Below are 10,969 nucleotides of genomic sequence, written 5' to 3'. Positions count from 1 at the left end.
TATACACCCGCGAGGCGGAGTTCTACCGTCTTGGCCGGGGCGCGGCGGTCGAACGGCTCAGGCGCGGCCTGGCACTGTTCGCCGAGTTCGGCTGGCGACCGGCCGGGTTCGTGGCGCCGGCCTGGCTGCTCGGACCAGGTGGACGCGCGGCAGTGGCCGAGTGTGGCCTGCGCTACACCAGCACCGCGCGCACCCTGATCGATCTGCACCGAGGGCGTACCTATCCCGCCCCGGGCCTGGTGTGGAGTGCCCGCAGCGCCGCGCGTCGCCTGGTCTCGCGCGGTTTCAACCAGGCCCTTCTGGCGCACTACCGTGACACCCCCCTGCTGCGTCTGGGCCTTCATCCAGTCGACATGCAACACGACCGCGCCCAGCGCTTCTGGACCGACACCCTGCGTGCGCTGCTGCGCCATCGCCGCCCGCTGACCAAATCCACCTGGCTGGACCTGGCCGCTTGAAACGCGCCGTACTGCTGATTGCCCTGGCCCTGGCCGTGGGCGCACTGGTGCCGGTGTTCATCGGCGGCAGCGCACTGCTGCCGGAACTGCGCAACCTGTCCCTGCAGGTATGGCTTGTTGCCATCGGCAGCGTCTCGGCAGGATGGGTGATCAACGCCAGCCGCCTGTGCCTGGTGCTCGGTGGGCTCGGCCAACGCGTCGGTCTGCCGCGCGCCATCAGCCGCATCATGGCCATCGAGTTCGCCACCAATGCCACGCCCGCCGGCAGTGGCGGCGCGCTGGCCTACGTATACCTGGTCGGCCAATGCGGGGTGGACAACACCCAGGCAGCGGCCATGTACGCACTCGACCAGGCGCTCGACCTGACGTTCTTCCTGGCGGCACTGCTGATCATCTCGCCGTTGCTGCTGGCCGGTCCCCAGGAACTGCACGTCGGCTGGGCCGTCGGCGTCCTGCTGTCACTGCTGATCGGCGGCTGCACCCTGCTGTGGCTGACCGTGCGCGACTACCGCCGCGTACTGCTCTGGGCCGGACGTGTGTTGCATCGCCTGCACATTTCGGCCAGCCGACGGCGCCAGCTGGCGCGCTGGATCCTGCGTTTTCGTCACGGACTCACGCTGCTTCTTGGCCTGGCGCGCTGGCGCCTGGGGCTGGTGTACCTGCTGTGCATGGGCCACTGGCTGCTGCGCTACAGCGTGCTGTACTGGATCGTGCGCAGCCTGGCGGAGCCGGTCCAGTGGTCGTACCTGTTCCTGATACAGATGATCAGCTTCGGCGCCGGCCAGGCCACCCTGCTGCCGGGCGGCAGTGGCGGCGTGGAAGTGGGCATTGGCGCACTGCTCGCGCCGTGGCTGCCTGCGGCCACACTGGCGGCGGCGCTGCTGGCCTGGCGCTTTGCCACGTACTACTGGCTACTTCTTGCCGGCGCGGTGCCCTTCGCCACCCTGGTCGGCCGCCGCCTTTGGCAGGACACGCCACCGACGTGAACCGGGCGGGCGGCGCATAAAAAAACCCGGCCACCGCCGCGCGGTGACCGGGTTCATATCTCAGCCGTTGACAGGTATCAGACCACGCCCAACTTGCGCAGCGTGTCGCGGATTTCCTGCTTGAACGGCTCCGGTGCCTCACGCACCGGCGGCATGATGCGCCCGGCGTGCAGTCCGATCTCCTCGAACCACACCTTCAGGCCCGCCAGCGCCGACGCATAGGTCGCCGTCTGCGCCACGGTCCACAGGAACACATCCGCGTAGTAGTCGCGCACCGGGTCCAGCTTGCTGGAGACCTGATAGGCCTCTTCCCACTTGCCCTCGGCCGCCAGCCGCCGGTACTCGGTGACCAGCGGTCGCAGCTTGCCGTAGAGAATGTAGGACAGTTCGCCCCACACCACCTGGCCGCCCTGGCGCAGATCGTCCAGGAACACCGCCTCGTACGGATCCGAAACGATGAAGTCCTTGCGCAGGTCGCGTCGGAGCTTCAGCGTCTCGGCCCGCACCAGGTGGCCTTGCTTGACGGCCACGCAGGTGTCCAGGTCCGCCAGGCGGCGCATCAGGTCGAAACCCAGCACCTTGCCCGACACCGGCGTGCGGTACAGGCAAACGGCCAGGTTGCTGCGATCGGTCAGGTACTTGAACCAGTCGAAGATCTCATCGTCGGTGCGCATCTGCACCACCGGGTTGATGACCTCCGCGCCCTCGAAACCAAGCTTCTCGACGTAGTCCAGCTTCTCGAGCGCCTGGTGCACAGACGGATCAAGGATGATGGTCCACAGCGGAATGCGGCCACGCGCGGCTTCCGCCACCACCTGGTGGTACTTCAGCCACTCGCGCAGCGGCACATTCCAGCACTCGGCGATGAACCCGCCGACCACCAGACCCTCAATGCCCATGTCGATGAACTGATCGATGTTCTCGCGCAACTGCGCGTAATCGAACTGAAAATCGTCACCGACCGGGCTGATCGGGCACATGTAGAAGCCCTTGACCTTCTCCAGCGCCCAGGCCTTGGCGTCCTTACGGCTGTAATCCGGCATCGCTCATCTCCTCGCTGTTATCGGGACCGAGGCAGACCTGGTCAGACCAGGCCCAACTCCTGCACCTTGCCGCGGATCCACTCTTTCTTTTCTTCGCTCGGCGGCGCAACCGGCGGGATCAGGCTGCCGGCGTTGAAGCCCAGCGCCTCGAACCACACCTTGATGCCACCGACCGCACCGGCGTAGGTCGCGGTCTTCACGATTTCCCAGACCAGCATGTCTTCCAGGAACTCGCGCACCGGCGCCAGCTGCTCGGACACCTGGTGGGCCTCTTCCCACTTGCCCTCGGCCGCCAGCTGGCGGTACTGGTCGATCAGGGCGCGCTTCTTGCCGTAGACCAGGTAGGACATCTCGCCCCAGACCACCTGGCCACCGCGACGCAGGTCGTCCAGGAACACCGCCTCGTTCGGGTCGGACACGATGAAGTCCTCGCGCACCATGCGGCGCAGCTTCAGCGTCTCGGCACGCACCAGGCTGCCCTGCTTGACGGCCACGACGGTGTCCAGGTCGGCCAGGCGCTTGATCAGGTCGAAGCCGATCACCTTGCCCGACACCGCCGTGCGGTACAGGCACACGGCCATGTTGCTACGGTCGGTCAGGTACTTGTACCAGGCGTAGATCTCGTCGTCCGAACGCAGCTGCACCACCGGGTTGATGACCTCGGCGCTCTGGAAGCCGAGCTTCTCGACGTAGTTCATCTTCTCGAGCGCCTGATGCACGGACGGGTCGAGAATGATGGTGGCCAGCTGCATGCGGCCCTTGGCGGCGTCGGCCACCACTTCGTGATAGCGGTACCAGTCGGCCAGGGTCAGGTTCCAGCACTCGGAGATGAAACCGCCGACCACCAGGCCGTCGATGCCGACGTCGATGAACTTCTCGATGTTCTCGCGCAGACCGGCTTCGTCCATCTTGCCGTCGGCCGTGACCGGGCTGATCGGGCACTGGTAAAAGCCCTTGACGGTCTTCAGAGCCCAGGATTTGGCGTCGTTGCGGCTGTACTCAAGCATGGTGCGCACTCCATATGCGGTATTTGGCTTCAGAAACTTCTTGAAAGACTTTGACTGAACGACCGGTCCAGCCCTGGACCGAACGGTTGGCAGCCGGCGCCACTCCGGGCACTGCTGGTGACGGATGGCAAGCGCCGGATACTTTCAGAATCCAGCCGGAAAATCAATCTGCGCTGAGCACGGCGGCGTACCATCGACCTTGACGGTCGATTGATTTCGAACGTTCCCGACAACGCCCGAGGTAAGCACCATGAGCACTTGGCCCACTGCGATCATCGTTGGCGCCGGCCCCGGCCTGGGCCTTGCGCTGGCCCGCCGATTCTCCCGTGAAGGCTTCGCGCTGGCGCTGGTGGCGCGGCACGCCGACACCCTGTCGCATGCCAGCGCCCAGCTGACGGACCTCGGCCCGCGCCTGAAAACCTATGCCGCCGACGCCACCGATGCCGCCGCGGTGCAAACGGTCTGCGAGGCGGTCGAGCGCGATCTGGGCGAGCCGTCGGTGCTCATCTACAACGCCGGTGGCTACCGGCCCGGCGGCCTCACCGACGTCACCCCCGAGCAATTCGAGGCAGCCTGGCGTACCGGATGCCTCGGCGCGTTTTTGTTCGCCCGCGCGCTTTTGCCTGCCATGGCGCACGCCGGACGCGGCACCGTGCTGCTGACAGGCGCCACTGCCGCCTGGCGCGGCAGCAAAAACTTCGCCACGCTGGCGGTCCCCAAGTTCGGCCTGCGCGCGCTGGCACAGAGCATGGCGCGGGAATATGGCCCTCAGGGTGTGCACGTGGCCCATGTCGTGATCGACGGCCAGATCGACACGCCGCGCTTGCGTCAGCGCCAACCGGAGCGCGCCGATCACACCGTGCTGGCGCCGGATGCCATCGCCGAAACCTACTGGCAACTGCATGTTCAGGACCCGAGGGCCTGGACGCTGGAGCTCGACCTGCGCCCGGCGGTTGAGCCTTTCTAGGACGTTCGCGCCCGACCGTAACCACGGCGCGAAATTCATCCGTCACGCTGCGGCCGGGCGCCTGACGGACGGGCACAATAGGCGCCCTCTTCGGTCCACCCCGGTGAAGTTCCCTCCGATGCGCGCACCCACCCTGCTCCTCGTGCCTGTACTTGCGCTGCTCGTCGCTGCCTGCAGCACCGCCCCGCAACGCCTCGACCTGAAACCGACCATCGACGTCGCCGCCCGCAACATCGGCCAGGGCACGCCGGTGGCCGTGCAGGTGGTCGATCGCCGCCCGCTGACCGAGGCACAGCGCAACGGCGCCGTGACCGGCATTGACCCGGCCGTGAACGTGGTGGACGTGGTGTACCGGGAAGCCACGCTGGCACTCGAACGCCTCGGCTTCGCCGTCGAGCCGGCGCCCACGCCGCTCGCCAACACGCTGACGCTGGAGGTGCTGCAGATCACGTATGACCTGTCGAGCGCGGTGATGAAGAAGACGGTGTTCGTGGATGCCGACATACGGGCTGCGGCCGTCGCGGGCCATGCCAGCTACACCACGACCTACCGCGCGCATCAGGAACAGGAAGTGGCCTTCCATCCGGCACCGGCGCTCAGTCAGCGGCTGGTCAACCAGACGGTGTCGAACGCACTCACCCGCGCATTCGCGGACCCGCAACTGATGGGCACGCTGGCGCGGCGCCACCACCCCTGAAAGCCAGCCCGCACCGACATCCCGAACACTTGTAAAGGACGCCGAACCCGTTACCATGACGCAGTTAGGACGGCCAGGGTGGCCGTCTCCACGTCGTGGAGAAAACCATGGAAGGCGTCTTGAAACCCGGCACCACGCAGTTGAGCGTGGTCGCCCGTGTCACAACCTGGCCTCTGATCGGCCTGCTGGCGCTGCCGGTGCTCGGATGGCTGCTGGGCGGCGGCATCTGGCACTGGCTGACGGTGATGGTGTTCGCGGCGGTTTCGCTGATCGACCCGTTCGTCGGGCCGGACAACATCAATCACCGCCCGGAAGACGAAGCCGCGCTCGAGAAGAGCCTGTTCTACCGGGTCATGCTGTGGGTGCTGGTGCCGGCACAGTGGGCCGTGGCCGTCTTCAGCTACTGGCTGTTCACTGGCGGGCAGCTGAGCACGCTTGAACAGATCGGCCTGCTGCTGTCGTCGTCGATCGCGGTCGGCTTTGGCGCCACCGCGGCGCATGAGCTGGCGCACCACGGCCAGCGCTTCGACCGCTGGATGGGCATCCTGCTGTTCACGCCCATCAACATGTGCGACTTCGCCATTTACCACAACTACGGGCACCACAACCGGGTCGCCACGCCGGAAGACCCCGGCTCGGCCAAGTACGGCGAGAACGTGTGGGTGTTCGGCCCGCGCAGCATCGTGCTCAAGACACTGATGGGCTGGGAAATCGAGGCCGAGCGCCTGCGCCGCCAGGGCCGCTCGCCGTGGTCGCTGCACAACGGCATGCTGTGGATGACCGTGCTGCCGGTGACCTGGCTGGTGGTGATGATCAGCCTGTTCGGCTGGCTGGCCCTGCCGCTGTTCATCGCGCACTTCCTGTTCGCGCGTGGCCTGCTGGCGGTGGCCGACTTCCTGGAACACTACGGCCTGGCGCGCCGGCGCCTGCCGGAAGGCGGCTGGGAAACCATCCGCGACGCGCACGCCTGGGACGACAGCTTCCTGGTCAGCAGCCTGTTCTTCTGCCAGATCGACCGCCATTCCGACCACCACGCCAACGTCGGCCGCCCCTACCAGATCCTGCGCGTGATGAACGACGCGCCGCGTCTGCCGTTCGGCTACCTCACCATGCTGTGGGTCGCCATGATCCCGCCGCTGTGGCGCAAGGTCATGCACCCGCGCGTGGAGGCGTACTGGGACAGCGGCGCCGCCGCGCCCCACGGGCGGCCTGAAAACCTGCCCGAGCGCTACCGCGCCGACGCCGTCTACTGAGCCTTGGCGCGGCGGGGTTGACCCGCCGCGCCTGCTGCTTCCCCGGCGCTGCATGTGCCGGGGAGCCATAGGCGGCCGATAATGTCGGCAAAGAGCCGACCCGGAGCCGCCGTTCTGAAGCCCGCCCTGACCGCCCGCCTCGCCCGCCGCCTGCCGCCCTTGCGCTGGCTGCGACAGTACAACCGAGCCGATGCCGCCGCCGACGCCGTCGCCGGCACCGTCACCGCCGTCCTGCTGGTCCCCCAGGCCATGGCCTATGCCGTGGTCGCCGGCCTGCCGCCGCAGGTCGGCCTGTATGCCAGCGTGCTGCCATCGCTGGCCTATGCCCTGTTCGGCACCAGCCCGTATGTCGGCGTCGGCCCGGTGGCCGTCAACGCCATCATGGTGGCCAGCGCCCTGGCCGCCGTCAGCCACGGCGACCCCGCCGGCAACGTGGTGCACGCGCTGCAACTGGCCGCGATATCGGCGGTCACGCTGCTGGTACTGGCCACGCTGCGCGCCGGCGCATTCATTAACTTTCTCAGCCGGCCGGTGCTCGACGGCTTCACCAGCGGCGCGGCGGTGTTGATCGTGCTCACGCAGTTGCCGGCGCTGCTTGGCCTGCGGTCGGACACCGGCCCGCTGGTGTACGAGGTACTCGGCGGACTGGCGCGGCACCTGCCGGAACTGCACGCGCCCACGCTGCTCATCAGCCTCGCCAGCCTGGCGCTGCTGCTGCTGGGCGGTCGCCCGCTGCGCGCCCTCCTCCGGCGCCTGCCGCTGCCCTCGCTGGCGGCTGACCTGCTCGGCCGCATGGCACCCCTGGCGATGGTGGTCATCGCGACCCTGGCCGTGGGCATTGCGCACCTCGCCGCCGATGGCGTCGCCGTGGTCGGGCAGATTCCGGCCGGGCTGCCGGCGCCGTCGCTGGATTTCGTGCGCGCCCCCGGCTGGCTGGAGCTGTTGGCACCGGGCATCCTCATCGCGCTGGTCAGTTACGTCAGCAGCGTTTCCATTGGCCAGGCGCTGGCCAGCCGACGGCGTCAGCGCATCGATGCCGACCAGGAACTGCTGGCACTCGGTGCCGCCAATGCCGCCGCGGTGGCCGGCGGCGCACTGCCGGTGGCGGCCAGTTTCAGCCGCTCGGCGCTCAACTTTTCCACCGGCGCCCGCACGCCGATGGCCGGCGTGGTGTCGGCCCTGCTGGTTGCCGTCACCGCGCTGGCGCTGACCGGCCTGTTCCGCAACCTGCCCAAGGCCGCGCTGGCGGCGCTGATCGTGGTTGCCGTAGTGCCGCTCATCGACGTGCGTGGCTTTCGCCGCACACTGGCCTACAGCCGCGGTGACGGCCTCACCTTCGCCGCCACCTTCACCGCCGTCTTGCTGATCGGTGTCGAACGCGGCCTGCTGCTGGGCGCCCTGCTGGCGTTGGCCATCCACATCTGGCGCAGCGGGCGGCCGCACATGGCAGTGATCGGCCGGGTGCCGGGTACCGAGCATTTCCGCAATGTCGCCCGCCACCGCGTCGAAACCTGGCCGACGCTGCTGCTGGTGCGGGTGGACGAGGGACTTTACTTCGCCAACGCGGCCCGGGTGGAGCACTTCATCCTGGGAGCGCTGGCCGCCCGTCCGCAGGTCGATCACCTGATCCTGGTCGGCAGCGCCATCAATCACATCGACAGCAGCGGTCTTGCCATGCTCGAATCCCTGCTGCCGGCGCTGCGCGAGGCCGGTGTGTGCGTCCACCTGGCCGAGTTCAAGGGCCCGGTCATGGACCGCCTGCGCCGCAGCGGCCTGCTGGAGGAGCTACCGCCGGGCGAGATCTACCTGAGCACACACGTCGCCGTCACCACCCTGCTGGCGCGTGACGCATCGAACCCGGAGGCCACGGCATGACCGTCACCCGCAGCAAGCCCACCCTCATGTGCACCCTGGATGGCCCACTCAAGCCCATGGTGCAGGCGCGCCTGGGTGAGTTGGCACACGTGCGCTTCCTGGACGACGTGCCCGCCGTCGACCGGCGTGAGGCGCTGGCCCAGGCGCAGGTGCTGCTGTGCCTGCGTCCGCAGCTGGAGATGGGCGACGACTGGCCGCCGGCACCGCAATGGCAGTTCGTGCAATTCATGAGCGCTGGCGTGGATCACATTGATCTTTCGAAGTTTCCTTCCGCGTGCCTGATGGCCAGCAACGCCGGCGGCTTTTCCGAGCCCATGGCCGAACACATTCTCGCCATGGCGCTGGCGCTGTCGAAAAAGCTGCTCTACAACCATCACCGCATGCAGCAGGGCGTGTTCGACCAGCTGGGCGACACCGGCACCCTGCGCGGCAAGACCGCCGCCATCCTCGGCTTCGGCGGCATCGGTCGCGCCACCGCCGAGCTGCTGCGTCACTTCGACATGCGCATCCAGGCCATCAACAGCACCGGCCGCAGCGACTACCCGGCCGACTTCACCGGCACCCTGGACGACCTCGAAAGCGTCATGCGCGCCGCCGACCTGCTGGTGGTGTGCCTGCCGCTGACGCCGCGCACCGACGGCCTGATCGGTGCCCGTGAACTGGCCTTGCTGAAGCCGGACGCCTGCCTGATCAACGTCGCCCGCGGCGAAATCATCGACCAGAAGGCGCTGTACGAATTCCTGGTGGCGCACCCCACGGCCAGCGCCGGCATCGACGCGTGGTGGGTGGAACCCTTTCGCCACGGCGAGTTCCGCATGGACCACCCGTTCCTGGACCTGCCGAACGTGCTCGGCTCGCCGCACAACTCCCCCCGCGCCCCCGGCGGCGGCCAGATATCGGCCGCCCGCGCCTGCGACAACATCGCCCGCTACCTGCGCGGCGAGCGCCTGCACGGCCTGATCGACCCGGCCAAGACGAACATGGCCTGACGGAGGCGCCGGCCGTCACGTGCGGCGCCGGACGAAGCCCAGCGAGCCGTGGGATGGGTAATCGGCGCAACGACCCGATGTCACGTCATGCCCTTGCAGACCTGGCGCTTCGCATCGGTCGGCACGGCCCGTCGGCCTTTACCCCTTCCTCACGCGTCGCCGAAGCCTGCGGGTCGTTCGTCGCCGCACCCGACGCAGCGCACCTACGTTCTACCCCGCCCCCTCCAGCACCCGCCGCAGCGCCGCGTAGTCCGGGAGCCCCAGCGGGCCGGCAATCTCCCGCTGCCAGGCTTCGTCCAGCGCCGCGCGCACGGCGTCGCTCAGGACCGCCTCGTGCCCACCGGCCTTGCCGCTGCGCACCTTGTGGCCGCCGGTCTCGCTGGGGGGCAGACCGCAGACGTGGTCGCGGGCTTCGCGCACCAGGTGGTCGTCGAACTGGCGGGCGTGGGCGCGCATGAAGTCGACCGATGCATGCTCCAGCGTGAGGCGCAGCAGGGCGTCGTCCAGCGGCACGCCGATGAAGGCGGCGATGCGCCGGATGGCCGCCTCGGGGTCGGCCAGCATGCTCTCGTAGCACAGCATCAGCACGTCCGGCCGCTCGCGCTGCGGCCACCAGCTTTGCAGGTGCGGCCAATAGTTGAACGGCACGTTCGGGTTCAGGAACAGCCCCATGGCGAGGTCGTCGATGCTGACGGTGCCGGCCTCGTAGAACCAGCCGTTCCAGAAGTGGAACTGCGACACCAGCACATCGCGCGGGTCACGCACGGAAACGATGTAGCGCGCGCCCTTGGGAACCTGGTCCCAGCCCAGGTGGGTCTTGAAGGCGCGCGGCCTGGCCGGCTGCCCGGCCTCGACGTCGATACCCATGTCGTGGGCCAGTTCCAGCCACGGAATGACCTGGGTGATTTCCTCGAACGCCATGTCGCCGCGGGTGCGCAGCGTGTGCACGATCTGCTGCAGCCAGGTGGTGCCGCTTTTCGGGAACGGCGCGATGAACACGTCGTCCGGCCGTGGCTGAAAGGCCAGGGCACGCCCCATGCCTTCGGGCGTGATCATGAAGGCAACGCGCTGCATCATCTCGCCGACGGACCGGGGGCGCTGCATGGGAGCGGTAACGGGCATCAGGGAAGGAGCTCCTTTGGGGCGATCAGTCGTTGGCCAACAGGAACGGCGCGATCAGGTGCGCCGTTTCGCGCGGCAGTTCCCAGTGGGGATAGTGGCCGGTGGGCAAGCTGGCGAAGCGGGCCCGTGGCGCCGCCCACGGCCGGCTGCACCGGGTGAAGTCGTGCTCGACCTGCGATGCCTCGGCCTTCCACACTGGATACGGTTCGAGCGGGTCGTGCTCACCCCAGACGACCAGCGTCGGAACCTCGACGAACGGCAGCCGGCGCATCAGCAGATAGCGTGCCCGCAGCGCCGGGTTTTCCTGCTGAGCCAGCAGCGGGTCCAGGCTTTCGAGCGCGCCGGGTGCATTGGCGGCGGCCACCAGCGTATCGACCACATGGGCAAGATCGCCGTCCGACACGCGCGAAGCGTCATGCAGCCACCCGCGCACCAGTGCCTCGACCTGCTGGCGTGACGGAATGGCGGTGGCGCGAATGCCGGCGGCCGGCTGCACGTTGAGTCCGGCCGAGCACAGCGCCACCAGCCGGGACACGCGCTGCGGGCTCTCGTAGGCCAGCAGGTTACCGACC

At 68.2% G+C, this 10,969-nt stretch carries 10 protein-coding genes and 1 pseudogene; 7 read left to right on the top strand and 4 right to left on the bottom strand.

What is annotated here, in order from left to right:
- Nucleotides 1–458, top strand: a pseudogene (locus ABYX71_RS07440) (DUF2334 domain-containing protein); the annotation flags it as partial.
- Nucleotides 455–1,444, top strand: coding sequence for a YbhN family protein (locus ABYX71_RS07435; protein ID WP_372695879.1), 990 nt, complete (start codon nt 455–457; stop codon nt 1,442–1,444). The pseudogene ABYX71_RS07440 and the gene ABYX71_RS07435, both read left to right, overlap by 4 nt.
- Nucleotides 1,445–1,521: 77 nt before the next feature.
- Here the strand turns inward: ABYX71_RS07435 and ABYX71_RS07430 are convergent, their stop codons facing one another.
- Entirely contained in the window at nt 1,522–2,487 is a 966-nt protein-coding gene (locus tag ABYX71_RS07430; RefSeq protein ID WP_372695878.1) for a dihydrodipicolinate synthase family protein, read from the bottom strand.
- Between the two features lie 41 nt (nt 2,488–2,528).
- Nucleotides 2,529–3,494 carry a dihydrodipicolinate synthase family protein gene (locus ABYX71_RS07425; RefSeq protein WP_372695877.1) on the bottom strand — a complete coding sequence of 322 codons (966 nt, stop codon included), beginning with the start codon at nt 3,492–3,494 and terminating at the stop codon, nt 2,529–2,531.
- 250 nt (nt 3,495–3,744) lie between these two features.
- Here ABYX71_RS07425 and ABYX71_RS07420 point away from each other — a divergent pair, with 250 nt between their 5' ends.
- The 5 genes from ABYX71_RS07420 to ABYX71_RS07400 all read left to right on the top strand — a co-directional run bounded on the left by ABYX71_RS07420 (nt 3,745) and on the right by ABYX71_RS07400 (nt 9,275).
- Nucleotides 3,745–4,461 (top strand): SDR family NAD(P)-dependent oxidoreductase, encoded by a 717-nt coding sequence (locus ABYX71_RS07420; protein ID WP_372695876.1) that lies wholly within the window; start codon nt 3,745–3,747, stop codon nt 4,459–4,461.
- A gap of 118 nt (nt 4,462–4,579) precedes the next feature.
- Nucleotides 4,580–5,158 carry a YajG family lipoprotein gene (locus ABYX71_RS07415; RefSeq protein ID WP_372695875.1) on the top strand — a complete coding sequence of 193 codons (579 nt, stop codon included), beginning with the start codon at nt 4,580–4,582 and terminating at the stop codon, nt 5,156–5,158.
- A 107-nt stretch (nt 5,159–5,265) separates the two neighbouring features.
- A complete protein-coding gene (locus tag ABYX71_RS07410; RefSeq protein WP_372695874.1) occupies nt 5,266–6,411 on the top strand; it encodes an alkane 1-monooxygenase in 1,146 nt (381 codons plus the stop codon).
- Between the two features lie 81 nt (nt 6,412–6,492).
- A complete protein-coding gene (locus ABYX71_RS07405; protein ID WP_372695873.1) occupies nt 6,493–8,286 on the top strand; it encodes a SulP family inorganic anion transporter in 1,794 nt (597 codons plus the stop codon).
- Nucleotides 8,283–9,275: a 2-hydroxyacid dehydrogenase gene (locus tag ABYX71_RS07400; protein WP_372695872.1), complete on the top strand. Its 993-nt coding sequence runs from the start codon at nt 8,283–8,285 to the stop codon at nt 9,273–9,275. The genes ABYX71_RS07405 and ABYX71_RS07400 overlap by 4 nt, the downstream gene beginning before the upstream one ends.
- Before the next feature lie 210 nt (nt 9,276–9,485).
- Here the strand turns inward: ABYX71_RS07400 and ABYX71_RS07395 are convergent, their stop codons facing one another.
- Together ABYX71_RS07395 and ABYX71_RS07390 are read right to left on the bottom strand one after the other, a co-directional pair.
- Nucleotides 9,486–10,397 carry a sulfotransferase domain-containing protein gene (locus ABYX71_RS07395; protein WP_372695871.1) on the bottom strand — a complete coding sequence of 304 codons (912 nt, stop codon included), beginning with the start codon at nt 10,395–10,397 and terminating at the stop codon, nt 9,486–9,488.
- 25 nt (nt 10,398–10,422) lie between these two features.
- Nucleotides 10,423–10,969 (bottom strand): hypothetical protein (locus tag ABYX71_RS07390; protein WP_372695870.1); only part of this gene is annotated, 547 nt, incomplete at its 5' end.

Source organism: Immundisolibacter sp. (genome assembly GCF_041625615.1).
Taxonomy (GTDB): Bacteria; Pseudomonadota; Gammaproteobacteria; order Immundisolibacterales; family Immundisolibacteraceae; genus Immundisolibacter.
This window is presented reverse-complemented; position numbering and strand designations above follow the sequence as displayed.